This window comes from Nonomuraea sp. JJY05 (assembly GCF_043496855.1).
Taxonomy (GTDB): Bacteria; Actinomycetota; Actinomycetes; order Streptosporangiales; family Streptosporangiaceae; genus Nonomuraea.
In genome coordinates, this window is sequence record NZ_JBIEIS010000025.1 from 143,923 (window position 1) to 169,873 (window position 25,951).

Here is a 25,951-nt window from a genome sequence, read left to right on the forward strand (position 1 = left end):
GGATTTCCAACCTACCTGTTGCCAGGGATCGCCGCGAGCAGCTCGCGGGTGTAGTCCGCGGACGGGCGGTCGAAGACGTCCTCGGCGGCGCCGCTCTCCACGATCCGGCCGTTCCGCATGACGTGCACCTCGTGCGAGATCATCCGTACGACGGCCAGGTCGTGGCTGATGAACAGGTAGCTCAGCCCGAGCTCGCGCTGCAGCCCGGCGAGCAGCTCCAGGATCTGCGCCTGCACCAGCACGTCGAGCGCCGAGACGGCCTCGTCCAGCACGACCAGCTCGGGCGAGAGCGCCAGCGCCCGGGCGATGGCCACGCGCTGGCGCTGGCCGCCGGACAGCTCGTGCGGCAGCCGGTCGGCCATGGAGGCGGGCAGCGACACCTTCTCCAGCAGCTCGGCCGCGGCCTTCCTGCGCTCGGCCGCGGTGCCGACGCGGTGCACGCGCAGCGGCTCGGCGATCGACTTCCCGACCGGGTAGCGGGGGTCGAGCGAGGCGTACGGGTTCTGGAACACCGGCTGGACCCGCCGCCGGAAGGCGAACAGCTCCCGCCTGCCGAGCGCCGCCAGGTCCGTGCCGTCGAAGCGGATGCTGCCGGAGGTGAGGTCGTCGAGGCCGAGCAGCAGGTTCGCGGTGGTCGACTTGCCCGAGCCCGACTCGCCCACGATCGAGACGGTCCGGCCCTTCGGAATCCGGAACGAGACCTCGTCCACCGCGGTCAGCTCCTCGCCCGTGCCCCTGATCGGGAACACCTTGCGCAGGTCCTCGACCACCACCAGGTCCTCGCCCTCCTGCGGCGGTTCCGCTACGCGCACCGACGACAGGCTCGGTACGGCGTTCAGCAGCCGCCTGGTGTACTCGTGCGCGGGCTCGGCGAGGATCTCCGCCGCCCGCCCGGTCTCGACGATCCGGCCGTCGTGCATGACGGCCACCACGTCGGCCCGCTCCGCGGCCAGCGCCAGGTCGTGCGTGATGAGCAGGACGGCCGTGCCCATCTCGGCGGTCAGCTGTTCGAGCTGGTCGAGGATGCGCCGCTGCACGGTCACGTCCAGCGCGGAGGTGGGCTCGTCGGCGATGAGCAGCTTCGGCCGGCAGGCCAGTCCCATGGCGATCAGCGCGCGCTGCCGCATCCCGCCGGAGAACTCGTGCGGGTACTGCCCGATCCGGCGGGCCGGGTCGGGGATGCCGACGAGGTCCAGCAGTTCGAGCACGCGGGCCCGGGCCGCCTTGCCGGTGGCCACGCCGTGGACCTCCAGCGCCTCGGCGACCTGGTCGCCGACGCGCATGAGCGGGTTGAGGTTCGACATGGGGTCCTGGGGGACCAGGCCGATGCCCGCGCCGCGGATCGCGGTCATCTCGCGTCCGGAGAGCCCGGTCAGGTCGCGGCCGTCGAACATGATCCGGCCGCCGGTGATGCGGCCGTTGTCCGGCAGCAGCCGGTTGACGGCGGCGGCCGTGGTGGACTTGCCGGAGCCCGACTCGCCGACCACCGCGACGGTCTGGCCGGGCAGGATCTCCATCGAGACGCCCTTGACGACGGTGACGTCCTGCCTGCGGGTGCGGAAGGCGACCGAGAGGTCACGGATCTCCAGGAGGGGGGTCATGCGGTCCTCGATCGTTGCGTGGTGGCCTGGAGCAGGCCGGCCCAGAGGGCGTCGGTGGGGGTGGGCTCGCCCTCGACGAGCAGGCGGTTGCTCGCCAGGGCCAGGGCGATGTCGCGGCCGGGCACGAAGCCGACCGCGCAGCCGACGTGGCCGGGGTGGCCGAGCACGGTGACGGTCTCGTCCCACAGCCGCAGCTCGTACGCGCGGAACCCCAGGGCCTGACCGGCGTCGGGGCCGGGGGTGAAGAACTCCCTGGCCACCTCGGGCCGCCACAGCCGGTCGTAGTCCTGGTAGCGGGACATCGCCAGGCCGTAGGCGAGCAGGTCCGGCACGGTCGAGAAGAGCCCGGCGTGCCCGGCGACCCCGCCGAAGGCGTGGTGGGCGTTGCCGTCGGCGACCTCGCCGAGCACCGGCCCGCGCCGCCAGCGCGCGAAGTCGGAGCTGCGGTACGGCACGGGGTACGGCCGGCCGGTGTCGAGCATGACCATCTCGATCCGGTCGTCCAGGGCGCTCATGGCCACCTCGGGGCCCGCCGGGCGGCCGTACCCGGTCGAGCCGAGGCCGAGCGGCTCGGTGACCAGCTCGGTCACGGCCTGGTCCAGGCTCAGGCCGGTGACGGTCTCGACGATCCGGCCCAGCAGGACGAAGCCGAGGTCGGAGTAGTGGCGGGCGCGGCCGGGGCGGTAACGCGGGGGCGGCTGCTCCGGCTGGATGTAGAGCGGCCACCACTCCCACAGCCCGCCGCGGTGCAGGAGCAGGTCCCGCACGGTGATCGCCTCGTACGAGCGGGCGAGGTACGCGCTCAGCGGCGCGTCCAGGTCCACCAGGCGGTCGGACACCAGGCGGATGAGCGCCGTCGTGGTGGCCACGACCTTGGTGACCGAGGCGAGGTCGTGGCAGGTGTCCAGGGTCATCGGCGCCTCGCCGACGAGTTCGCCGCCCTCCCGGCGCACGGTCCGGTGACCGGCGCACTCGGTGAGGTCGAACCACGGCGTCCGCGCGGCCATGACCACCCCCGCGGGGGCGCCCGCCGGTTCGTCGCCCGCCGGGCGGCTCATCGCGTCAGCGCCAGCGAGCGCGGCGGCTCGGCGACCGGCGCCGGCAGCGCGAGCGGCCCCGCGCCGGGCGTCAGCGTGCCGAGGATGCGGGCCTCCCGGGCGCCCGTCCCTCCCGGCGCCGTGCCGGGCAGGCCGTGCGCGGTCAGCCACCCGATCAGCGCGAACGCGATGGCCTCCTTGTCGTCGGACGGGGCCCCGTAGTCGTCGGACGGCGCCACGTCCACGCCGGGCAGCGCGGCCCGCAGCCCGTCCATGATCACGGGGTTGCGGCAGCCGCCGCCCGAGACGACCAGCGCGCCCACCCCGGCGGCCCGCACGTCCCGGGCCACCGTCCGGACGGTCAGCTCGGTGAGCGTCGCCACCAGGTCGGCGTCCCCGGGCGCGCGTCCCGCCCGGGCTATGGCGGCCTCCACGTACCCGAGGTGGAACAGCTCCTTGCCGGTGCTCTTCGGGGCCGCCAGCGCGTAGTACGGCTCGTCCAGCAGCACGTCGAGCAGCCGCTCGTCGACCCGGCCCGAGGCCGCGATCCGGCCGTCCTCGTCGAAGCCCCGCTCGTTCAGGCCCCTGCTCGTGACCACCGCGTCGATCAGCGCGTTCGCGGGCCCGAGGTCGTAGGCGTACAGCTCGCCGCCGCGCACCACGGTCATGTTGGCGATGCCGCCCAGGTTGAGGGCCGCCGCCCCGCCCTCGTGGGCCCGCAGCAGCAGCCCGTCCAGCACCGACACCAGCGGCGCCCCGTGCCCGCCCGCCGTGATGTCCCGGACGCGCACGTCCGACAGCACCGGGACGCCCGTCCGCTCGGCGATCCACGCGGGCTGGCCGATCTGCAGCGTGCCGAGCGCGTGCGTGCCCTCCACCCAGTGGAACACGGTCTGCCCGTGCGAGACGATCAGGTCGACGGGCCCGCCCAGCGTGATCGCCGACGCTGCGGCGTCGGCGAAGCTCTGCCCGATGAGCGTGTCGAGCACGCACACCTCGGCCAGCGTCGTCCGCGCCGGCGGCAGCGCCGCGATCAGCCGCGCCCGCAGCTCCGCCGGGTACGGTCTGCTCGCCGTGTGACCCACCCGGCCCTCCAGCAGGCCGCCGACGAGCTCGAAGTCCACCACGGCCACGTCGATCCCGTCGTGCGACGTGCCGGAGATCATCCCAAGAATTCTCATCGTCTTCCTCGCGGGTCGAGAGTGTCACGCAGGCCGTCGCCGAGCAGGTTGAGGCCCACCACCAGCAGCACGACGAGCGCGCCCGGCGCGATCAGCGTCCACGGGGCCACGAAGACCAGGCTGCGCGCCTCGAAGATCATCGAGCCCAGCGACGGCGCGGGCGGCGGCGTGCCCAGGCCCAGGAAGCTCAGCGACGCCTCGGTCAGCACCGCCCACGACAGCGACAGGGCGACCTGGACGATGACGATCGAGGTGATGTTCGGCAGGACGTGCCGGAGCATGATCTGCCAGCGGCTCATGCCCGTCGAGACGGCCGCCTTCACGTACTCGATCTCCCTGAGCGACAGCACCGGGCCCCGGGTGACGCGGACGAAGATGGGCACGTACACGACGGCGATGGCCACGGCGATCGTGAACCAGTTCCGGTCCAGCACCGACGCCAGCGACAGCGCCAGCAGCAGCGGCGGGAACGCGAACAGCACGTTCGTGACCCCGCCGATCGCGCCGTCGGCGACGCCGCGGTAGAAGCCGGACACCAGCCCGCCCAGCGTGCCCGCCACGGTCGCGAACGCCACGGCGACGACCGCGATGAGCGCCGAGTTGCCGACCCCGGCCGCCACCCGGGAGAACACGTCCCGGCCGAACTGGTCGGTGCCGAACAGGTGCGCTCCGGACGGCGCCCCGAACCGGGCGGGCGGGTGCTGCGCGACCGGGTCGTACGGAAGCAGCCCGGCGTACGCCAGCGCCGCCACGACCCCCAGCAGCACGAGGATCACCGACCCCGCCACCAGGGCGGGACTCCTCCTCACGAGGCCCTCACCCTCGGGTCGATGACCCGGTAGAGCACGTCCGTCAGCAGGTTGACCAGCACGAACGCCAGCGCGATCACCAGCACCGTGCTCTGCACGACCGCGTACTCCTTCTGCTGGATGCCCAGCAGCACCTGCCGGCCGACGCCCGGCACGGAGAAGATCTGCTCCACCACGACCGCGCCGCCGAGCAGGTAGCCGAACTGCAGGCCGGTCATGGTCACGATCGGCACGAGCGCGTTGCCGAGCACGTGCTTGACCTGCAGCCGCCGCTCCGGCACGCCCTTGGCGCGGGCGGTGCGGACGAAGTCGTCCGAGCGCACCTCCAGCACCGCCGTGCGGGTGGTGCGCAGGATCGGCGCGGCGATGCCGAAGCCGAGCACCAGCGCCGGCAGGAACATCTGCTGCAGGTTGAGCAGCGGATCGTCGAGGAGCATGGCGAAGCCCTGCCCGTTGGGGTTGAACCCGAACGACGCCGCGAAGATCGACAGCAGCGCCGTGGCCAGCAGGAACGCCGGGACCGACAGCCCCGCCAGGCTCACCAGCTGACCGAGGGCGTCCCTCGGGGAGTTGGCCCTGGAGGCCGCCAGCATGCCCAGCGGCACCCCGATCAGCAGCGCCAGCACGATCGAGAGCACCGCCAGCTCGAACGTCACCGGCAGCGAGTGCAGGGTCAGGTCGAGCACGCTCTGCTGCTGGCGGGCCGAGTAGCCGAAGTTCCCCGTGAACATGTTGCCCAGCCACGAGAAGAACTGCGTGATCAGCGGCTGGTCGAGCCCGTAGTACTGCTCCAGGGCCTGCCGCTGGGCGGGCGTGAGCGCCGCCGCCTCGGTGCCGAGCCCCGCCGTGATCCGGTCGCCGGGGATCGCCCGCAGCATGACGAACACGAGCACGGCCACCCCGAACAGGGTGCCCGCCGTGCTGATGACGCGGTTGCGCATGCGTCTCATCAGCTGACGGAGGTGGTCCGCAGGTACTGCAGCGAGCCGCTGGCCATCGGCACGAAGCCCTGCACGCCGGAGGCCGTGGCGGTGTAGGTGTAGCCGGAGAACAGCCAGATCCAGGGGGCGTTCTCCTCCAGCTTCGCCGAGACCTGCTCGTAGATCGCCTTGCGCGCGGCCTGGTCGGTCGTCGCCTTGCCCTCGGCGAAGAGCTTGTCCAGCTCGGGCGAGCTGTAGCCGGCGACCTTGTTCAGGTTGCCCTTGCTGGTGAAGTAGCGGCCGTAGGAGCCGTCCGGGTCGGGGCGGCCGCCGTTGAGCGCCACGGCCGCGTCGAAGTCGGCGGCCACCCAGCGGTCCACGAACGCGCCCGACTCCAGCACCTCCAGGTCCAGGTTGATCTTGGCCTCGGCGAGCTGGGCCTTGAGGTTCTGGGCCTCGTTGACCGAGGTCGCGTACTCGCCCTGGGAGACGATGGTCTTGACGGTCACCCCGCCGGACTTGCCCGCCTTGCCGAGATACTCGGCCGCCTTGGCCAGGTCGCGGGCCGGGCAGGGGCGCTTGTTCGGGTCCGACTTGAACGCGGGAGCGGTGATCGGCCCGGTCACCTCGCCCTCGCCGAGCGCGGCGGTGTCGAGCACCTGCTTGCGGTCGATGGCGCACTGGATCGCCAGGCGCACGTTGACGTCCTTGAGGTCGCCGTGCTGCGCGTTGAGCTGGAGCACGTGGTAGTTGAGCTGCGGTGTCTTGGTCACGGTGAGCGTGCCGCCGCCCTGCGCGGTCTGCGCGACGAGCGGGTCGTTGAAGACCGCGAGCTGCACGTTGCCCGACTGCATGGCCGAGACGATGGACGACTCGTCCGGGATCACCCGGAACTCCACCGCGGCCACCTTCGGCTTCTCACCGCCCCAGTACGCGTCGTTCCTGGCCAGCGTGATCGACTGGCTCGCCACGCGGGTGCGCAGCTTGAACGGCCCGGTGCCGTTCGGCGTGGTGTTGAGCTTCTCCTCGGTGTCGTCGGAGGAGAGCATCGCCATGTTGACCGTGGCCAGGTTGGCGGGCAGCGCGGCGTCGGGCCCGGTCAGCTCCAGCACCACGGTGCCCGCGTCGGGCGCCTCGACCGACTTCACCGACGACAGCGACGCCCTGGCCACGGCCGCCGTCTTCTCGTCCATGATCTTCTCCAGCGACGACTTCGCGTCCTGGGAGTCGAACGTGCTGCCGTCGGCGAAGGTGACGCCCTGTCTCAGCTTGAGGGTGAGCTTCTTGCCGTCGTCCGAGGTCTGCCACGACTCCGCCAGCCCGGGCACCACGTTCAGGTCCTTGTCGAACTCCGTGAGCGTCCCGTACAGGTTCTGCAGCACGTTCACGGCCTGGAACTGGGTGGCCTTCCAGGGGAAGAGCGTGTCCGGGTCGGAGGTCACGCCGACCACGAGGGTCTTGCCGGAGGCCGCGCCGCCGGCGCTCGGGGCGGGCCCAGAGGACGAGGATGACGAGCAGCTGGTGAGGGCGATGGACAGCGCAGCGGCGATGCCGACCGCGGAGATTGCGCCACGGGGCATGTGGTCTCCTGGGGGGAGTCGGTCATAAAATTACGCAGACCCTACCACTGGGGTATTTTCTTTCCGTTGCGGGGATGGGTGAGGATGGCCGAGGACGACGGGACCGTGCTGATCCGCATCCGGGCCGCCATGCCCGCGCTGCGGCCGTCGGAGCGGCGGATCGCGGAGGAGTTCGTCGGCGATCCCGCCCGGGCGGCCAACCTGTCCATCGCCGAGCTGGCCGCCCGCTGCGCGACCTCGACGACCTCGGTGGTGCGCTTCTACCAGCGCATGGGCTACGCCCACTACAAGGACCTCAGGATCGACCTGGCCAGGGCGGTGGCGCGCGAGGAGCTGACCACGTCGAGCCTGCCGGAGGCGTCCGGCGACATCGACCGCTACGACAGCCTGGAGGGCATCGTCTCCAAGGTGGCGATGAACGAGACGCTGTCCATCGCCGACACGGCCCGTTCGCTGGACATGGAGGCGCTGGCCACCGCCGTGTCGCTGCTGCTGGCGGCCCGGCGGATCGACAGCTTCGGGGTCGGCGCGAGCTCCCTCGTGGGGCTCGACCTGCAGCAGAAGCTGTCGCGCATCGGCCGTACCGCGATCAACTGGCACGACTCCCACTCGGCCTGGACGTCGGCGGCCACGCTCGACTCCGGCTGCGTGGCGGTCGCGGTGTCCCACACGGGCGCCACCGTGGACACGGTCGAGTTCCTGTCGATCGCCCGCAAGTCGGGCGCCTCGACCGTGGCCATCACGAACTTCCGCGACTCGCCGCTGGCCCGGGCCGCCGACGTGACCCTCACGACGGCCGCGCGGGAGACGAAGTTCCGCTCGGGCGCGCTGGGCAGCCGCATCGCCCAGCTCATGGTGGTGGACTGCCTGTTCACCGGGGTCGCGCAGGCCTCCTACGACGAGTCGATGGCGGCGCTGCGCAACACGTACGCGGTCGTGCACGCGCGGGTCGTCCACAAGCGGGGGTGAGGTTCACAGCCCGGATTCACCTGGGGTTCACGGGCCTTCTCTACCTTGGTGGGCCATGAGCTGGAGGTACCGGGCCAACACCACGTTGGAGGGCCTGACGGGATACACGTTGACGCGGCGGCCGCGGAAGCAGCCGCCCAAGCCGCCGCCACCGCCGCCGCTGGCGCTCCAGCGGCTGCCCGGTGACGAGGTGCGGCCGCCCGCCGATCCCGCGCACGACCGGCTGCTGCGCGAGCCGGTCTTCCTGCTGTCGTCCGTACGGTCGGGGTCCACGCTCCTGCGGGTCATGCTGAACAGCCACTCCCAGGTGCATTCGCCCATCGAGACGCACTTCAGGCGGCTCACGGTCGGGCTCGGCACCGAGCCCGTACGGCAGGCCATGGACGCGCTCGGCCACACCCACAGCGACATCGAGCACATCGTGTGGGACCGGCTGCTCCACCGCGAGCTGACCCGCAGCGGCAAGCCGGTGCTGGCGGAGAAGACGCCGAGCAACGTGTTCGCCTGGCGGCGCATCGCCACCTGCTGGCCCGACGCGCGCTTCGTCTTCCTGCTGCGCCACCCCATGTCCATCGTGCAGTCCTGGCACGAGGCCGACCCGGACAAGCGGCCCATGGAGGAGGCCGTGCCGCGCACGCTGAGCTACATGACGTATCTGGAGGAGGCCCGCACCCACCTCGACGGGCTGACCCTGCGCTACGAGGACCTGGTCGCCGACCCCGAGCGCGAGCTGCGGAGGCTCTGCCTCTTCCTCGGCGTGGGGTTCGAGCCGGCCATGCTCACCTACGGCGACAAGGACCACGGCGGCTTCGTCAAGGGCATCGGCGACTGGCGCGACAAGATCCGCACCGGGACGGTCGTCGCGGGCCGCCCCCTGCCGTCGGCGGACGAGGTGCCCGCCGAGCTGCGCGAGATCTGCCGCCTGTGGGGCTACACGCGGTGACGGAAGTTCGGCTGCGATTTGTCTCCCGTTCGCCTTTGGCTCCGATAGGTTGCGGATCGTGATCGACGGGCCCTCGCGCCGCACCCTGCTCGCCGGAAGTCTCGCCGGCCTCGCCCTGCCTGAACCTGCTCACGCGGCCTCGGCTCTTCCCGCGCGGCCCAACATCGTCGTCATCCTGGCCGACGACCTGGGCTGGGGCGAGATCGGCAGCCAGGGGCAGCGCCTGATCAGCACCCCCAACCTGGACCGGCTGGCCGCCGAGGGCGTGCGCTTCGAGACGGCCTACTCGGGGGCGCCGCTCTGCGCGCCGTCGCGCTGCGCGCTGCTCACCGGGCTGCACGCGGGGCACGGCACCGTACGCGAGAACCCGGAGGGCGGGCCGCAGCGCTCGCTCACCGACGCCGACCTCACCTTCGCCGAGCTGCTGCGGCTGTCCGGCTACCGCACGGCCTGCTTCGGCAAGTGGGGATTCGGCCCCGAGCAGCCGGGCCAGGCCTCACACCCGAACGAGCGCGGCTTCGAGGAGTTCTTCGGCTACATCGGCCACGCCCACGCCCACCAGTACTTCCCCGAGTACCTGTGGCACAACGGCGCCAAGGTGCGCCTCGACGGCAAGCGGTACGCGCCGGACCTGTTCCGCGAGCGGGCGATCGAGTTCATCCGGCGCGGCGGCGACGACCCGTTCCTGCTCTACTTCCCCACCAACCTGCCGCACTCGCCGAGCGTCATCCCCGGCGACGCCGGGCGCTACGAGAGGCGGCCGTGGAGCGGCCCGAACCGGCGGCACGCCGCGCAGGTGGCCCGGCTCGACGCCGACGTGGCGACACTGGTGCGGGAGTTACGCGCGGCCGGCGTGGCCGAACGCACGCTCGTGCTGTTCACCAGCGACAACGGGCCGCACAGCGAGAAGGGCGTGACGCCGGAGCTGTTCGACTCCAACGGGCCCTGGCGCGGGGACAAACGCGACGTGTACGAGGGCGGCATCCGCGTGCCGCTGATCGCCTGGTCGCCAGGGCTGCGGCCGCGCGTGGTGAAACAGCCGGTGGCCTCGTGGGACGTGCTGCCGACCCTCGCGGACCTGGCCGGGGTGCCGGTGCCCGCGCACCTCGACGGCCTGTCCTTCCGCGGCCTGCTCACCGGCGCGGGCGCCCCCAAGCACGACCACCTGGTGTGGAACCGGCCCCGCAAGGCCCAGGCGATCCGCCGCGGCCGGTGGAAGCTGGTCCGCTTCGCGCCGCACATCGCGGGCGCCGGTCCGCAGGGCCGGATCGAGCTGTACGACCTGGCCGCCGACCCGGGGGAGCGCCGCGACCTCGCGGCGGAGCGGGTGGAGCTGGTGGACGAGCTGACGAGCCTGCTGGACGGCTCGATCGGCCCGGACCCGCGCATCCCGTACGGGCTGAAGACCGAGATCACCGGCGGCCAGGTCGTGGTGACGCTGTACAACGGCTCGTCGGTGCCCTGGCGCGAGGTCGAGCTGGGCCTGAACCGCGCGCGGGCCCGCACGATGCCACGCGTGGACCCGGGAACGGCGATCTCGGTCGGCTTCGCGCTCCCCGGCGGGAGCGGGAAGCGGGTCACGGCCCGCGCCGAGTTCGACGCGGGCGGACGCTCCCTCTCCTTCAGCAGGGCCGTCTGATCAGGGCCGTCTGATCAGGGCCGTCCGATCAGGGCAGGCAGCCGACGTGGGCGAGGGCCTGCTTGAGCAGCACGCCCTGCCCGCCGGTCATCTCCTGCTGCACCGCCGGGGAGGCGGCGTCCTCCGGGGTGAACCACTCCAGGTCCAGGGCGTCCTGCCGGGGCCGGCAGTCACCCGCGACCGGGACGATGTAGGCCAGGGAGACGGCGTGCTGGCGGGGGTCGTGGTAGGGGGTGACGCCGGGCGTGGGGAAGTACTCGGCGACGGTGAACGGCTGAGGGGAGGCGGGGATGTGGGGCAGCGCCACGGGGCCCAAGTCCTTCTCCAGGTGACGCAGGAGCGCGTCACGGATCCGCTCGTGGTGCAGCACCCGTCCCGAGACCAGCGCCCGGCTGACCGTGCCGTCTGACGCGATGCGCAGCAGCAGGCCGACGCGGGTGACCACGCCGGTGTCGTCCACCCGCACCGGCACGGCGTCGACGTAGAGGATGGGCAACTGGCCTCGCACCGACTCGAGTTCGTCGCGCGAGAGCCATCCAGGCGTGGTTTCGGTCTTTTCGGTCATCTGCTGATCGTACGTCCCCTGATCCGGCCCCCGGGATCGGTCCTGCCCGCCAGCCAGGAAGTTACGCAGGTGACCAGGACGATGCCGAAGAACGGCAGGTAGGCGATGACTCTGCGGCTCATGCGAGCTTCCTCCGCTGCCACTGGACGGTGTACTTGGGGTCGTTCGCGGACTCCATCCCGGCGCGGAAGATCCCGAACCGGGTGCACGCGGAGCCCGCCAGCAGGGCGGCGCCCGCCGCCATGGCCGCGATCCTGCTGCGCCGGCCGAGGGTCACCCCGGCCAGCGCGCCCGCCAGCGACAGCGCCTCGCCCGCGCGCAGCAGCCGGCTGCGCTTGAGCGGCTCGGCCAGCGGCCCCAGCCGCCGCTCCATGCGGGTGGCGGCCACGCATTCGACGGCCGCGCCCAGCATCGCCACCCGGCGGGCCGGTCCCGCCTCCAGCAGCGGCGTGGCCAGCATCCCGAGCCCGCCCGCCGCGGCCGCGGCCGAGCCGGCGAACAGGAACGGCATCTCGCGGAACCCCTCGTGCCAGGCGGGCACCGCGGTGTCGCAGATCAGCGCGGCGGTGTAGGTGGCCACCGCGGGCCCCGCCAGGCCCGCCCCGACCGTGGCGGCCCGGCCCAGCCTGGGCAGGCGCCCGGTCAGGTCGGCGGCCCCCGCGCACACGGCCTGCGGGCCGTACGCGGTCAGGATCCACGTGCCGACGCTCATCGGCGAGGTCACCTTGAACACCCGCAGCATGTTGATGAACCGCTCCGGCCGCCCCAGGTCATGGATCAGCGAGTAGAACGAGCCGCCCAGCGCGCACAGCGCGGCCACCCTGCCCACCCTGGCCAGGCGCGGCCTGCCGGTGAGCTCGGCGACGGCCGCCAGCGTGGACGACGCGCCGGCCAGGCCGCCCAGGAACAGGTAGCCGGCGATGTCGTGCTCCTGCCACGTCGGCTCGTTCAGCACCGGCCGGCCGTAGTAGGAGTCGTAGCCCTTCTCCGGGCCCGCCTCCGGCGGCCTGAGCCGCTCGCGCCGGTCGCCCGCGGAGCCCGGTGTGGCCTCGCGCTCGGTGCGCAGCTCGGCCGAGCCGTCCAGGCGCACGTCGGTCTGACTGGTCATCCCCGCCTCCTCCAGATCGGCAGCGCCGTCGCCGCCACGCCCGCCAGCAGGGCGAGCGCCGCGACCCCCGCGTGGCGCCACATCGACGGCAGATCCCTGGTGGTCACCACGGGATCGGGCGGCAGGCCGTACACCTCGGGCTCGTCCAGCAGCAGGAAGAACGCCCCCATGCCGCCCACCCCGTCGCCCGGGTCGTGCCCGTACAGGCGGGCGGAGGCCGTCCCCGCCTCCCGCACCTGCGCGAGCCGGCGCTCGGCCCGCTCGCGCAGCTCGTCGAGGTCCCCGAACTGGATCGAGTCCGTCGGGCACGTCTTGGCGCACGCGGGCTCCTGCCCGTCGCCCAGCCGGTCGTAGCACATGGTGCACTTGGCGGCCAGGCCGCTGCTCTCCCGCTTGCCGATCACCCCGAACGGGCAGGCGGGCACGCAGTAGCCGCACCCGTTGCACACGTCCTGCTGCACCACGACCGTGCCGAACTCGGTGCGGAACAGCGAGCCCGTCGGGCACACGTCCAGGCAGGCCGCCTCCGTGCAGTGCTTGCACACGTCGGAGGCCATCAGCCAGCGGAAGTCCATGTCGCCGACCCCGGGCTCCTGGTGGCCGAGCGGCCGGCGCTGCTCGACGAACGCGACGTGCCGCCAGGTGTCGGAGCCCAGGCCCACGGTGTTGTCGTAGGACATGCCGGTGAAGGCCAGGCCGTCCTCGGGGACGGCGTTCCACTCCTTGCAGGCCACCTCGCACGCCTTGCAGCCGATGCAGATGCTGGTGTCGGTGAAGAACCCCACGCGGCCCATCACGCCTCCGTCCCCGTGCCGGCGCCGACGCCCGCGCGCTGGCGGTAGGACCTGACCAGCTCCGGCAGCTCCGGTCCGCGCGGCCGCCGCCCGGGCCGGATGTCGGCCGCCAGGGCCTTGACCTCCTGGATGTGGGAGTTGGGGTCGAGCGAGATCGCCGACAGCTCGTTGGCCGCGTCGCCCCTGGCCAGGCCGTTGGGCCCGTAGTGGAACGGCAGCCCGATCTGGTGCAGCACCTTCCCGTCCAGGCGCAGCGACGGCATCCGGTCGGTGACCATGACCCTGGCCTCGATGGCGTTGCGCGCCGTGATGATCGTGGCCCAGTCGCCGTGCACGAGCCCGCGCTCGGCGGCCAGCTCGGGCGAGACCTCGCAGAACATCTCCGGCTGCAGCTCCGCCAGGTACGGCGTGTGCCGGCTCATCCCGCCCGCCGTGAAGTGCTCGGTCAGCCGGTAGGTCGTCACCACGTACGGGTAGACCGACGCGCCCGGCTCGTCGCCGCTCGGCTGGTAGCGGTTGTCCTCGTGCGGGTAGACCTTGCGCGCCGGGTTGCGCTGGCGGCCGTAGAGCGGGTTGGCCACCGGCGAGTCCTGCGGCTCGTAGTGCGTCGGCAGCGGCCCGTCCACCACCCCGGACGGGGCGAACAACCAGCCCTTCCCGTCGGCCTGCATGACGAACGGATCGGTCCCCGACAGCGCGGCCACGCCCTGGGCGTCCTCCGGCGGCCGGAAGCCCGGGTCCACTCTCTCGTCGATGTCCGGCACGTCGAACCCGGTCCACCGGCCCGCCTCGGCGTCCCACCAGACGAGCTTCTTGCGCTCGCTCCACGGGCTTCCGTCCGGCCTGGCCGAGGCCCGGTTGTAGAGGATCCGCCGGTTCGCCGGCCAGGCCCACGCCCATTCGGCGGCGATCCAGTCCTGCTCGGTGTGCGGCTTGCGGCGGGCGGCCTGGTTGACGCCGCCGGCGTACACGCCGCAGTAGATCCAGCAGCCGCACACCGTGGAGCCGTCGTCCTTGAGGTCCCCCGCCCCGGACAGCGGCCGCCGATCGGGGCCCCAGCCGTTGATCTCGGCCAGCACGGCCTCCGCGGACGGCTCGGCCAGCTCGCCCTGGGTCGGGTAGTCCCAGGTGAGCTCGAGCACCGGCGCGTCCATGGGGTCGGCCGAGCCCGCCAGCTTCTCCCGGATGATCCGCCCCAGGTGGTACATGAACCACAGGTCGCTGCGCGCGTCGCCGGCCGGCTCGACCGCCTGGTGGTGCCACTGGAGCAGCCGGTTGGTGTTGGTGAAGGTGCCGCTCTTCTCGGTGTGCGCGGCCGCGGGGAAGAAGAACACCTCGGTGCCGATGTCCTCGGTGATCAGCTCGCCCGTCTCGATCTCCGGGCCGTCCTTCCACCAGGTGGCGCTCTCGATCAGGTTGAAGTCGCGGACCACCAGCCAGTCGAGCTTGGCCATGCCCAGGCGCTGCAGGCGGGTGTTGGCCGAGCCGACCGCGGGGTTCTCGCCGAGCAGGAAGTAGCCCTTGCAGACGCCGTCGAGCTGCGCCAGCACGGTGTCGTACGTGCTGTGCGACCCGGTCAGCCTGGGCAGATAGCCGAACCTGAAGTCGTTGTCCGGCTGGGCGGAATCACCCCACCACGCCTTGAGCAGGCTGATCAGGTACGCGGGCATGTTCGCCCAGCAGCCCCGGTGCGGCGAGTCGGCCCGCAGGAACTTGCGCAGGCCCAGATCCTCGTGCGCGTGCGGCATCGGGATGTAGCCCGGCAGCAGGTTGAACAGCGTGGGCACGTCGCTGGAGCCCTGGATGCTGGCGTGCCCGCGCAGCGCCTGGATGCCGCCGCCGGGCCGGCCCAGGTTGCCGAGCAGCAGCTGCAGGATGCTCGCGGCCCTGATGAACTGAGAGCCGTCGCTGTGCTGCGTCCAGCCCACCGCGTAGACGAACTCGGCAGTCCGGTCCGGGCCGGAGTTGTCCGTCAGATGCCGGCACACCCGCAGGAACAGCTCGCGCGGCACCCCGCACACCCGCTCGACCATCTCCGGCGTGTAGCGGGCGAAATGGCGGCGCAGCACCTGCATGACGCAGCGCGGATGCCGCAGCGTCTCGTCGCGCCGCGGCGTGCCGTCCATCGGCAGGCCGGTGGCGCCGAGCATCTCGGAGCGGCCCGGCGGCAGCTTGCCCACCCGCCGCTCGTAGTCCTTGTCGCGCCGGCCGGAGGCGGGGGAGACCGTCATGCCCTCGTACTGCCAGGTCTCGTCGTCGTAGACGCGGGTCTCCGGGTCGAAGCCGGAGAACACGCCGTCGAGGTCCTCGGCGTCGCGGTAGTCCTCCCGCAGGATGGTGGCCGCGTTGGTGTAGTTGACCACGTACTCGTGGAAGTACAGGTCGTTCTCCAGCACGTGGTTGATGATCGCGCCGAGGAAGGCCACGTCGGAGCCCGCGCGGATGGGCACGTGCAGGTCGGCCAGCGCGCTCGTGCGCGTGAAGCGCGGATCGACGTGGATGATCACCGCGCCGCGCGCCTTGGCCTCCATCACCCACTGGAAACCGACCGGGTGCGCCTCGGCGAAGTTCGAGCCCTGGATGACCACGCAGTCGGAGTGCTGCAGGTCCTGCATGAACGTGGTCGCCCCGCCCCGGCCGAACGACGTGCCGAGCCCGACCACGCTGGAGCTGTGGCAGACGCGGGCCTGGTTCTCGATCTGCACCACGCCGAGCGCCGTCAGCAGCTTCTTGATGAGGTAGTTCTCCTCGTTGTCCAGCGTCGCGCCGCCCAGGCTGGCGATGCCCAGGGTCCTGGCGGTGCGCTTGCCGTCCCGCTCCCACTCCCAGGTCTCGCGCCTGGTGGCGATGACCCGGTCGGCCACCATGTCCATCGCCGTGTCGAGGTCGATCTCCTGCCAGTCGGCGCCGCCCGGCGGGCGGTGGAGCGCCTTGTGCCGGCGGTCGGACGCGGTGGTGAGCTGGAGGCTGGCCGCGCCCTTGGGGCACAGCCGGCCGCGGCTGATGGGGGAGTCGGGGTCGCCCTCGATCTGGACGACGCGTTCATCCCGTACGTACACGTTCTGGGCGCAGCCCACCGCGCAGTACGGGCAGATCGACTTGACCACCCGGTCGGCCGTGGCCGTGCGGGCGCGCAGCGCCGCCGTCCTGGCCGACTTCACCGCCGCTCCCCGCCCGCTGCGGTCCTCGCCGGTCAGCTGCCGCAGCAGCGGCCAACGCATGTCCATGACGCCCCCCGAAACCCCTGGCCGGGTTCCTGCCCTGCTGCCGGGAGGCGAAAACCCGCAGGTCGAAGGGGGTCAGGCGAGGCGCGCGGCGGCCTTCTCCCACGCCTGGGGATCGCCGGAGGGCTCGTAGCGGCGCAGCGGCTGGGAAGCGGCGACCAGCGAGCGCATCTCCGCCAGGTCCGAGACGAGTCCCGCCGACCGGGCCTGCACGAGCACGTTGCCGAGCGCGGTCGCCTCCGCGGGCCCGGCCACCACGGGCAGCCCGCAGGCGTCGGCGGTGAGCTGGCACAGCAGCTCGTTGCGCGACCCGCCGCCCACCAGGTGGACGACCTCGACGTCGCGCCCGGACAGCTCCATCGCCTGCCGCACGGCCAGCCGGTGCCCGAGCGCCAGGCTCTCCAGCACGCACCGCACGTACGCGGCCGGCGACGACGGAGGCTCCTGCCCCGTGCGCCGGCACTCGGCGGCGATCCTGGCCGGCATGTCGCCCGGCGGCAGGAACACCGGCTCGTCCGGGTTGACCACGGCCGCGAACGGCCGCTCGCCCGCCGCCGCCGTCAGCAGCTCGCGCAGGTCGGAGCCCGGCCAGGCGCGCAGGCACTCCTGCAGCAGCCACAGCCCCATCACGTTGCGCAGGTAGCGCACGGTGCCGTCGATGCCGGCCTCGTTGGTGAAGTTCGCGGCCCGGCTCTCGGGCGTCAGGACGGGCTCCGGCAGCTCCACCCCGGCCAGCGACCACGTGCCGCACGAGATGTAGGCGAAAGCGGGACCGGTGGCGGGCACGGCGGCCACGGCCGAGGCCGTGTCGTGCGAGCCGACCGCCGTGACGGGCGCCGACCAGCCGATCACGTCGGCCACGTGCCGGCGCAGCCCGCCGACCGCCTCGCCGGGCTGCCGCAGCGGCGGGAACAGCCCGGTGGGCAGCCCGAGCTGCTTGATCAGGGGGAATGCCCACGACCTGGTGCGCACGTCGAGCAGCCCCGTCGTCGAGGCGTTGGTCACCTCCGCGCCCACCTCGCCGGTCAGCCAGTAGCCGATCAGGTCGGGGATCAGCAGCATCGTCACGGCCCCGTCGAGCGGGTCGGCCAGCAGCTGGTAGAGCGTGTTGAACGGCAGCACCTGCAGCCCGGACACGTCGTACAGGGTCTCCGCGCCGACCGACTCGGCCACCCGTTCGGCCACCCCCCGCGTGCGGTCGTCGCGGTAGTGCACCGGGTTGCCCATCAGCCGGTACGACTCGTCGAGCAGCCCGTAGTCGACCGCCCACGAGTCCACGCCGATGGACGACACCGGGCCCGCGTCGCGCAGGCCGTCGAGGATCTCCGAGTAGAGGGCGGTGATGTTCCAGTGGAGGCGGCCCGCCTCGGTCACCGGCTCGTTGACGAAGCGGCGGACCTCGGTCAGCTCCAGGCCGTCGGAGAGGTCGGCCAGCATCACCCGGCCGCTGGAGGCCCCGAGGTCGACGGCGGCGAAACGGCGGCTCATTGTGTGGACTCCCTGGCGACGAGCTCCGGCTGGAACATGATGTGCTGGTGCGCGTGCGTCTCCGGGTTGTCGCACTCGTCCAGCAGCAGCTCGGTGGCGATCCGGCCCAGCTGGTAGGTCGGCTGCCGCATCGAGCTGAGCGACACGGTGGAGGCGGCGGCGAAGTCGATGTCGTCGTAGCCCATCAGCGCCACGTCCTCGGGCACCCGCACGCCCGCCCGCAGCAGCGCGCGCAGCACGCCGAGCGCGAGCAGGTCGTTGGCGCAGAACACGGCCTCGGGCAGGCCGCTCCCGATCAGGTCGGCGGCCGCCTTCTCGCCCGCGCGGGCCGTCATCGTCGCGGTCTCGGCCACCTTCAGGTCGCCGGGGTCGAGCCCGGTGGCCCGCATCGCGGCCTTGGCGCCCTCCCAGCGCTCCACGCACTGCCTGATCGTCATCGGGCCCGTCACGTAGGCGACGCTGCGCGCGCCCTTGGACAGCAGGTGGGTGACCGCGGCCCGGCCGCCCGCGACGTCGTCCACGGCCACCGCGCACTGGTCGGGCCGGTGCGCCGGATGGTCGACCAGGACGACGCTGATGCCGCGCTCGCGCAGCCGGTCGAGCCGGCCCGGGTCCTCGCCGGAGGGGGTGATCAGCACGCCGCGCACCCGGTGCTCGGCCAGCACCCGCAGGTTGCGCTCCTCCTTGTCCTGCGAGCCCGCCGAGTTGCCGAGGATCACCGCGTAGCCGAGCTCGCTGGCCACGTCCTCGACCCCGGCCGCGACCTCGGTGAAGAACGGGTTGCCGATGTCGATCACGCTCAGGCCGATCGTCCTGCTGTGCCCGGCGCGCAGCGTCGAGGCCGAGCCGTGCCGGACGAAGCCCAGCTCGCTGATCGCCGCCTCCACCCGCTCCCGGGTGGCGGGGGCGACTTTTCCGGGCCGGTTCAGTACGTTGGAGACCGTGCCCGGGGAGACGCCGGCGTGTGCGGCGACGTCCTTGATGCTGACCATGGCCATGAGGACCAATTAAAACGTACTAACGACTATGGCGCCAGTCGCGCCACCGGTCGGACGCTGTTTCCGGGTCTGGGGTGGCCGGAGTTGCGCGGGGACCGAGTAAAACGTTTGTATCGGGACGCGTACGCAGGCTGTTTTCCCCGCTTCTCGTAACGTTAAGATAACACCAGGATCACGGGCCGCCCCTGGACAGGGCGTGCCTGCCTGCGTAATCACCCCTGTTGATCAGCGGGAACCTGCCCGGGGCGGCGGGCCGGGCCTTGTGCGACGCGCTTGGGGAACGTTTTAATCCCCCGTAAACGCTGACGTAACACGCTGTGAGCGCTAACAGACTTGCGAAAGGCAGGTTTCATGCCGGACGTCATCGCCTATGGCGGGGACTGGAGTCCAGAGCAGTGGCCCGAGGAGACGTGGGAGCAGGACGTCGCGCTGATGCGTGCGGCCGGCGTCAACCGGGTCAGCGTCGGCATCTTCTCCTGGTCGCTGCTGGAGCCGGCCGAGGGAGTGTTCGACTTCGGCTGGTTCGACCGCGTGATGGACCTGCTGGCCGCGAACGGGATCAAGGCCAACCTGGCCACGCCGACCGCCGCCCCGCCGCCCTGGTTCGGGGACACCTACCCGGAGGCGCTGCCGGTGGACGCCGACGGGCGGCGGCTGACCCACGGCAGCAGGCAGGGCTTCTGCCCCAGCTCGCCGATCTACCGCGAGAAGGCGCTGCGCATCGCCGAGCAGGTGGCCACGCGCTACCGGGACCACGAGGCGCTGGCCCTGTGGCACGTGCACAACGAGTACGGCTGCCACAACGCGCGCTGCTTCTGCGACACCTCGGCGGCGGCCTTCCGCGCCTGGCTGCGCTCGCACCACGCCTCGCTCGACGCGCTCAACGACGCGTGGGGCACCGCGTTCTGGTCCCAGCGCTACAGCGACTGGGCCCAGATCCTGCCGCCGCGCGCCACCCCGACCTTCCCCAACCCGGGCCAGCAGCTCGACTACCGCCGCTTCAGCTCCGACGCGCTCATCGAGCTCTACACCGCCGAGCGCGACCTGCTCAAGAAGATCACCCCGGACGTGCCCGCGACCACCAACCTGATGGCGGGCGCCCACTGGGACATGGACTGCTGGGCCTTCGCCGCCGAGATGGACGTGGTCTCCACCGACCACTACCTGATCGGCGCCCGCGCGGAGCCGCACATCGATCTGGCCTTCGCCGCCGACTACGCCCGCTCGCTCAACGGCGGCCGGCCCTGGCTGCTGATGGAGCACTCGACCAGCGCCGTCAACTGGCAGCCGCGCAACCGCGCCAAGGCCCCCGGCGAGCTGCGCCGCAACTCCCTGACCCACCTGGCCAGGGGCGCGGACGGGATCATGTACTTCCAGTGGCGGGCCTCCCGCGCCGGCGCCGAGAAGTGGCACTCGGCGATGCTGCCGCACGCGGGCACCGACACCAAGATCTGGCGGGAGGTGACCGCGCTCGGCGCCGAGCTGGCCGGGCTCGCCGACGTGGCGGGCAGCACCGTCAGCGCCGACGTGGCGATCCTCATCGACCACTCCAGCGTCTGGGCCCAGGACCACCCCGCCCAGCCCTCCGTGGACATGGACCCGGTGGAGGAGGCCAAGCGCTGGCACGCCGCGCTCTGGCGGGCCGGCGTCACCTGCGACCTGGCCCACCCCGAGGGCGACCTGACCGGCTACCGCCTCGTGCTGGTGCCCGCCCTCTACCTGGTGAGCGACGCGGGGGCGGCCAACCTGGCGCAGTTCGTGGAGCGGGGCGGGGTCGCGCTCGTGGGCCCGTACAGCGGGATCGTCGACGAGCACGACCGGGTGCGGCTGGGCGGCTACCCCGGGGCGTGGCGCGACCTGCTCGGAGTGAGCGTCGAGGAGTTCTTCCCCCTCGACGGGCCGATCGCGCTGGCCTCGGGCGCGTCGGGGACCGCCTGGAGCGAGATGGCGCACGCCACCGGCGCGAAGGTCCTCGACACGTACGCCACCGGCGAGCCCGCCTGGACCCGCAACGAGTGGGGCGACGGGTTCGCGCACTACCTGACCACCAGACTCGACGACGACGGCCTGGCCGAGGTCATCGCCGCCGTCGTGACGGAGGCGGGCGTCGAGCCCGTCGCCGCCGCCCCCGCCGGCGTCGAGGTCGTACGGCGCTCGCACGCGGACGGCCGCTCCTACCTGTTCGCCGTCAACCACACGGGCGAGGACGCGGTCGTGACCCCGCCCGGCGGCGACCCGGTCACGGTGGCGGCGGGCGACGTCCGCGTGATCTCCGCCTGACGGCGGGGCGCCCCCGGGCGTTCCGCCATCCGGCTTTGGAAAGCGCTTCCCCCAGGGAGCGGTACCACCGACCAACCCCCCTGAGGGGCGTGCCCGAGCGCGCCCCTTCCCGCCTGGAGGTGCACCTGTGTCCGAGCAGATCTCACGCCGCGACGCCCTGAAGGGGTTAGCCGTCGCCGGAGCCGCCGTTCCGCTGGCCTCGGCCCTGGAGTCGCCCGCGCTGGCCGCGCTGGCGGTCCCGGACGTCCCCCTGCGCTGGCTGGAGGACAAGCCCGCCGAGGCGCCCGGCACCACCTGGGGCGTCCCGTGGCCGAAGGGCGCCGTGGCCAAGGAGCAGGCGTTCGCGCTCACCGCGGCCGACGGCGCCGCCGTGCCGATGCAGACCTGGCCGCTGGCGTACTGGCCGGACGGGTCGCTGAAGTGGACGGCCCACGCGGTCGGCCCCGGGACGCCCGCGGCCGAGACGTACACGCTGCGGCCCGGCACCGCCGCCGCCCCCGCCAAGCCGGTCACCGTCAAGGACGAGAAGCAGTACGTGGACGTGGACACCGGCGTGATCCGCGCCCGCGTCCGCAAGAGCGGCAGCGAGCTCATCAGCCAGATCTGGCGCGGCGAGACGGAGATCGCCCGCAAGGGGCAGCTCGTCAACCTCCGCCAGGGCAAGATCGACGACGATGACGACCGCACGGTCGAGGTCGACTCCTACCTGAGCGACATCTCGAAGGTGGTGGTCGAGCAGTCCGGCCCGGTGCGCGCGGTCGTCCGGATCGAGGGCCGCCACACCTCCAAGAAGGGCCGGTCGTGGCTGCCGTTCACGATCCGGCTGTACTTCTACGCGGGCGCGGAGAGCGTGCGGATGACGCACACGTTCGTCTTCGACCGCGACGGGCAGCACGACTTCGTCGCCGGGCTCGGCGTGCGCTTCCGCGTCCCGATGCGAGACGAGCCGTACAACCGGCACGTCCGGTTCGTCGGCGACGGGCACGGCCTGCTCACCGAGGCCGTCAAGGGCATCACCGGCCTGCGCCGCGACCCCGGCGCGGCCGTGCGGAAGGCGCAGGTGGCCGGGCAGCGGCTGCCGGACATCGCCACCTGGGACACGCGCGTCAGCAGCCGCGTCCAGCTCATCCCCGACTGGGGCGACTACAGCCTCGCGCAGCTGTCCTCCGAGGGCTTCACGCTCAAGAAGCGCACCAAGAAGGGGTACGGCTGGGTCGCCGTCGACCAGGGCCGGCGGGCCTCGGGGTTCGGGTACGTGGGCGGGACGAGCGGCGGGCTCGCGTTCGGCCTGCGCGACTTCTGGCAGCGGCACCCCACCCAGCTCGACATCCGCGGGGCCGCCTCGGAGGAGGCCGAGGTCACCGTCTGGCTCTGGTCGCCCGAGGCCGGGCCGATGGACACCCGCTTCTACCACGACGGCATGGGCCAGGACACCTACCCGGAGCAGATCGAGGGCCTCAACATCACGTACGAGGACTACGAGCCCGGCTTCGGCACGCCGCTCGGGATCGCGCGGACGAGCGAGCTGACGTTCTGGGCGCTGGCCGCCACCCCGGACGCCGCCCGGCTCGGGGCGATGGCCGACGCCGTCCGGACGCCGCCCCTGATCGTCGCGCCGCCCGCGCACCTGGCCGCCGCCAAGGTGTTCGGCGGCCTGTTCAGCCCCGTCGACCGGTCGACGCCCGGCAGGAAGACCATCGAGGACCGCCTCGACTTCCTCTTCGACTACTACAAGAAGCAGGTCGAGCAGCGGCACTGGTACGGGTTCTGGGACTACGGCGACATCATGCACACCTTCGACGAGGACCGGCACGTGTGGCGCTACGACGTCGGCGGCTACGCCTGGGACAACTCGGAGCTCTCGCCCGACCTGTGGCTCTGGTACGCGTACCTGCGCTCGGGGCGCGCCGACGTGTTCCGCTTCGCCGAGGCGATGACCCGGCACACCGGCGAGGTGGACGTCTACCACCTCGGGCCCTGGGCCGGGCTCGGCAGCCGGCACAACGTGCAGCACTGGGGGTGCAGCGCCAAGCAGCAGCGCATCTCGACCGCGGTCTACCGGCGCATCTTCTACTTCCTGACCGCCGACGAGCGCACCGGCGACCTCATGCGGGCCCTGGTGGACTCCGACAAGACCTTCCTGGCCATCGACCCGCTCCGCAAGATCCGCACGGAGCCGTACACGCCGGACCCGTCGGCCCTGGCGATCGGGCTGGGCACCGACTGGAGCGGCCTGGCCGCCGCCTGGCTGACCGAGTGGGAGCGCGGCGGGGACCCGGTGGCCGAGAAGAAGCTCAAGGCCACCATGCGGACCATCGCCGCCATGCCCAACGGCTTCGTCACCGGCGAGGGCCTCTACAACCTCAGCACCGGCGAGTTCGCCCCGGCCGCTCGCAAGGTCGCGGTGTCGCATCTGTCGGCCATGTTCGGCCAGGTCGAGATCTGCGCCGAGCTCATCGACCTGGTGGACATGCCGGACTTCGAGCGGGCCTGGCTCCAGTACTGCCGCCTGTTCAACGCCACCAAGGCCGAGCAGGCCGCCGAGACGGGCGCGAACTTCGGCAACCTCATCCTCAAGCAGGGGCACTCCCGGCTCACGGCGTACGCGGCGGTCCGGCTCCAGCGCGACGACCTCGCGGCCCGGGCGTGGACGGAGTTCGCCACGGGGGACGGTTACGCGCCGAACCTGCCGTGGAAGTCGGAAAAGGTCACGACGACCCTCAACCCGACGGACGAGGCCGCCTGGGTCTCCACCAACACCACGGCCCTGTACGGGCTGGCGGCCATCCAGAACCTGGCCCTCGTCGGCAACAAACTCCCCGCATGACCGCCCCGCCCCACCACCCCGACCCACGGCTTCCGCCGGACACCCCGGCCGGACGCCTGGGCCGGGCTCCAGCCCACCACCCCGGCCGGACGCCTCGACGGGGCTTCGGCCCACCACCCCAGCCGGACACCGGATGCCCCAGCCGGACGCCCCTCCCGGGCGCTCTGGCCCAACGCCCCGGCTGGGCGCTCCGGCTCGCCGCTCCAACTGGACACCGCCCCGATGCCTCGCTGCCGTCGACGGCGGCCGGGTCGGGCGTTGCCCGCCGTGCGCGTTGCGCCGGTCGCGTCCGTGGGGCGTCTCGCCGCCGCGGCGCTCCAGTGGCGGGCCGAGTGGCGTGGGGCGGCGGCGAGGGGCCGGGGGCGCCGCCGTGGGATTAAAACGTGTCATCGTGGCTGGGCGATCACCCGGCCGGGTCCGTGGGTCGGGGCGCATTGACAGCGAGCACCAGGAATCATAGTTTCCTGCACGAAGGATTAAAACGTTTTGAAGGGAGTGTCAGTGCAACGCGTCTGCTTCCTGCTGAAAGTCCGCCCAGAGCGGCTGGCGGAGTACCGCGAACGCCACCGAGATGTCTGGCCGGAGATGCGAGAGGCGCTCGCGCGCACCGGCTGGCACAACTATTCGCTCTTCCTCAGAGACGACGGCCTCCTCGTGGGCTACCTGGAGACCGAGGACTTCGAGGCAGCCAGGAAGGCCATGGCCGAGACCGAGGTCAACGCCCGCTGGCAGGCCGAGATGGCGCCGTTCTTCGAGAGTCTCGACGGGCGGCCCGACGAGGGCATGCACCCGCTGGACGAAGTGTTCCACCTGGATTGATCGGGGAGTAATGACTGACATCAAGGCCGCGCTGCGGGCGCAGCACATCGAGACGCCGTCCTGGGCTTATGGCAACAGCGGCACGCGGTTCAAGGTGTTCGCGCAGAGGGGGGTGCCGCGCGACCCGTACGAGAAGCTCGCCGACGCCGCCCAGGTGCACGCCTACACCGGGATCGCCCCCACGGTCGCCCTGCACATCCCGTGGGACAAGGTGGACGACTACGCCGACCTGGCCAGGCACGCCCGTGAGCTGGGCGTGGGCATCGGAGCCATCAACTCCAACGTCTTCCAGGACGACGACTACATGCTGGGCAGCGTCACCAACCCGTCCGCGCGGGTGCGCCGCAAGGCCACCGACCACCTGCTCGAGTGCGTGGACATCATGGACGCCACCGGCTCCGACACGCTCAAGCTGTGGTTCTCGGACGGCATCAACTACCCGGGCCAGGACGACATCAGGGCCCGGCAGGACCGCCTGGCCGAGTCCCTGGCCGAGGTGTACGACCGGCTCGGCGAGGGCCAGCGCTTCCTGCTGGAGTACAAGCTCTTCGAGCCCGCCTTCTACGCCACCGACGTGCCCGACTGGGGCACCGCGTACGCCCACTGCGTCAAGCTCGGCCCCAAGGCGCAGGTCGTGGTGGACACCGGCCACCACGCGCCGGGCACCAACATCGAGTTCATCGTGGCGTTCCTGCTGCGCGAGGGCAAGCTCGGCGGGTTCGACTTCAACTCGCGCTTCTACGCCGACGACGACCTGATGGTGGGGGCGGCGGACCCGTTCCAGCTGTTCCGCATCATGTTCGAGGTGGTCCGCGGCGGCGGGCTGGACCCCGAGACCGGCGTGGCGTTCATGCTCGACCAGTGCCACAACATCGAGCCCAAGATCCCGGGCCAGATCCGCTCGGTCATGAACGTCCAGGAGGCCACCGCCAAGGCGCTGCTGGTGGACCGGGAGGCGCTGGCCGCCGCCCAGTCCGAGGGCGACGTTCTGGGCGCGAACGCCGTGTTCATGGACGCGTACAACACCGACGTGCGGCCGCTGCTCGCCGAGCTGCGGGAGGAGTCGGGGCTGGCGCCCGACCCGATGACCGCGTACGCCAAGTCCGGATATTTCGAGAAGATCGCCGCCGAGCGTGTCGGCGGCACCCAGGCCGGCTGGGGGGCCTGAC

Annotated in this window: 20 protein-coding genes; 7 read left to right on the top strand and 13 right to left on the bottom strand. The window is 72.2% G+C overall.

All coding sequences use genetic code 11. The features are described 5' to 3' along the window. Positions 1-11 precede the first annotated feature (11 nt). Genes ACFKCF_RS34910 through ACFKCF_RS34935 form a run of 6 tightly spaced genes read right to left on the bottom strand, consistent with a single transcriptional unit; the run spans position 12 to position 7,128 of the window. Positions 12-1,601 (bottom strand): ABC transporter ATP-binding protein, encoded by a 1,590-nt coding sequence (locus ACFKCF_RS34910; protein WP_394499544.1) that lies wholly within the window; start codon positions 1,599-1,601, stop codon positions 12-14. Next, the gene (locus tag ACFKCF_RS34915) at positions 1,598-2,659 is read right to left on the bottom strand and encodes a serine hydrolase domain-containing protein (RefSeq protein ID WP_394499545.1); all 1,062 of its coding nucleotides are present in this window, start codon (positions 2,657-2,659) and stop codon (positions 1,598-1,600) included. Before ACFKCF_RS34915 ends, ACFKCF_RS34910 begins: the two co-directional genes overlap by 4 nt. Then, positions 2,656-3,819: an anhydro-N-acetylmuramic acid kinase gene (locus tag ACFKCF_RS34920; RefSeq protein WP_394499546.1), complete on the bottom strand. Its 1,164-nt coding sequence runs from the start codon at positions 3,817-3,819 to the stop codon at positions 2,656-2,658. The genes ACFKCF_RS34915 and ACFKCF_RS34920 overlap by 4 nt, the downstream gene beginning before the upstream one ends. Next, on the bottom strand, positions 3,816-4,628 hold the full coding sequence (locus ACFKCF_RS34925) for an ABC transporter permease (protein WP_394499547.1): 813 nt from the start codon (positions 4,626-4,628) through the stop codon (positions 3,816-3,818). Before ACFKCF_RS34925 ends, ACFKCF_RS34920 begins: the two co-directional genes overlap by 4 nt. After that, positions 4,625-5,569, bottom strand: a complete 945-nt coding sequence (locus tag ACFKCF_RS34930; protein ID WP_394499548.1) for an ABC transporter permease — start codon at positions 5,567-5,569, stop codon at positions 4,625-4,627. Before ACFKCF_RS34930 ends, ACFKCF_RS34925 begins: the two co-directional genes overlap by 4 nt. A gap of 8 nt (positions 5,570-5,577) precedes the next feature. Next, positions 5,578-7,128, bottom strand: a complete 1,551-nt coding sequence (locus tag ACFKCF_RS34935) for an ABC transporter substrate-binding protein (RefSeq protein ID WP_394499549.1) — start codon at positions 7,126-7,128, stop codon at positions 5,578-5,580. An 84-nt stretch (positions 7,129-7,212) separates the two neighbouring features. Between ACFKCF_RS34935 and ACFKCF_RS34940 the strand changes: the two genes are divergently transcribed. Genes ACFKCF_RS34940 through ACFKCF_RS34950 form a run of 3 tightly spaced genes read left to right on the top strand, consistent with a single transcriptional unit; the run spans position 7,213 to position 10,679 of the window. After that, positions 7,213-8,097, top strand: coding sequence for a MurR/RpiR family transcriptional regulator (locus ACFKCF_RS34940; RefSeq protein WP_394499550.1), 885 nt, complete (start codon positions 7,213-7,215; stop codon positions 8,095-8,097). A gap of 55 nt (positions 8,098-8,152) precedes the next feature. Continuing rightward, positions 8,153-9,040 carry a sulfotransferase family protein gene (locus ACFKCF_RS34945; RefSeq protein ID WP_394499551.1) on the top strand — a complete coding sequence of 296 codons (888 nt, stop codon included), beginning with the start codon at positions 8,153-8,155 and terminating at the stop codon, positions 9,038-9,040. 58 nt (positions 9,041-9,098) lie between these two features. Further along, on the top strand, positions 9,099-10,679 hold the full coding sequence (locus tag ACFKCF_RS34950; RefSeq protein WP_394499552.1) for an arylsulfatase: 1,581 nt from the start codon (positions 9,099-9,101) through the stop codon (positions 10,677-10,679). 28 nt (positions 10,680-10,707) lie between these two features. On the opposite strand, the gene ACFKCF_RS34955 is transcribed toward ACFKCF_RS34950, so the two are convergent. The 7 genes from ACFKCF_RS34955 to ACFKCF_RS34985 all read right to left on the bottom strand — a co-directional run bounded on the left by ACFKCF_RS34955 (position 10,708) and on the right by ACFKCF_RS34985 (position 18,856). Further along, positions 10,708-11,244, bottom strand: a complete 537-nt coding sequence (locus ACFKCF_RS34955; protein WP_394499553.1) for an NUDIX hydrolase family protein — start codon at positions 11,242-11,244, stop codon at positions 10,708-10,710. After that, positions 11,241-11,366 carry a hypothetical protein gene (locus ACFKCF_RS34960; RefSeq protein ID WP_394499554.1) on the bottom strand — a complete coding sequence of 42 codons (126 nt, stop codon included), beginning with the start codon at positions 11,364-11,366 and terminating at the stop codon, positions 11,241-11,243. Before ACFKCF_RS34960 ends, ACFKCF_RS34955 begins: the two co-directional genes overlap by 4 nt. Continuing rightward, on the bottom strand, positions 11,363-12,352 hold the full coding sequence (nrfD, locus tag ACFKCF_RS34965; RefSeq protein WP_394499555.1) for an NrfD/PsrC family molybdoenzyme membrane anchor subunit: 990 nt from the start codon (positions 12,350-12,352) through the stop codon (positions 11,363-11,365). Before nrfD ends, ACFKCF_RS34960 begins: the two co-directional genes overlap by 4 nt. Further along, entirely contained in the window at positions 12,349-13,146 is a 798-nt protein-coding gene (locus ACFKCF_RS34970; RefSeq protein WP_394499556.1) for a 4Fe-4S dicluster domain-containing protein, read from the bottom strand. The genes nrfD and ACFKCF_RS34970 overlap by 4 nt, the downstream gene beginning before the upstream one ends. Continuing rightward, positions 13,146-16,373, bottom strand: coding sequence for a formate dehydrogenase (gene fdh / locus ACFKCF_RS34975; RefSeq protein WP_394499558.1), 3,228 nt, complete (start codon positions 16,371-16,373; stop codon positions 13,146-13,148). Before fdh ends, ACFKCF_RS34970 begins: the two co-directional genes overlap by 1 nt. A gap of 72 nt (positions 16,374-16,445) precedes the next feature. Further along, complete coding sequence (locus tag ACFKCF_RS34980; RefSeq protein WP_394499559.1) at positions 16,446-17,858, bottom strand: rhamnulokinase family protein; 1,413 nt, start codon at positions 17,856-17,858, stop codon at positions 16,446-16,448. Continuing rightward, the gene (locus ACFKCF_RS34985) at positions 17,855-18,856 is read right to left on the bottom strand and encodes a LacI family DNA-binding transcriptional regulator (RefSeq protein ID WP_394499560.1); all 1,002 of its coding nucleotides are present in this window, start codon (positions 18,854-18,856) and stop codon (positions 17,855-17,857) included. The genes ACFKCF_RS34980 and ACFKCF_RS34985 overlap by 4 nt, the downstream gene beginning before the upstream one ends. A 351-nt stretch (positions 18,857-19,207) precedes the next feature. On the opposite strand from ACFKCF_RS34985, the gene ACFKCF_RS34990 reads away from it, so the two are divergent. From ACFKCF_RS34990 to rhaI, 4 genes are all read left to right on the top strand, one after another. Next, entirely contained in the window at positions 19,208-21,136 is a 1,929-nt protein-coding gene (locus tag ACFKCF_RS34990) for a beta-galactosidase (protein ID WP_394499561.1), read from the top strand. A gap of 127 nt (positions 21,137-21,263) precedes the next feature. Beyond that, entirely contained in the window at positions 21,264-23,963 is a 2,700-nt protein-coding gene (locus tag ACFKCF_RS34995) for a twin-arginine translocation signal domain-containing protein (RefSeq protein WP_394499562.1), read from the top strand. Positions 23,964-24,464: 501 nt separating this feature from the next. Next, on the top strand, positions 24,465-24,782 hold the full coding sequence (locus ACFKCF_RS35000; protein ID WP_394499563.1) for an L-rhamnose mutarotase: 318 nt from the start codon (positions 24,465-24,467) through the stop codon (positions 24,780-24,782). A gap of 10 nt (positions 24,783-24,792) precedes the next feature. Continuing rightward, on the top strand, positions 24,793-25,950 hold the full coding sequence (rhaI, locus tag ACFKCF_RS35005; RefSeq protein WP_394499564.1) for an L-rhamnose isomerase: 1,158 nt from the start codon (positions 24,793-24,795) through the stop codon (positions 25,948-25,950). Position 25,951 lies beyond the last annotated feature (1 nt).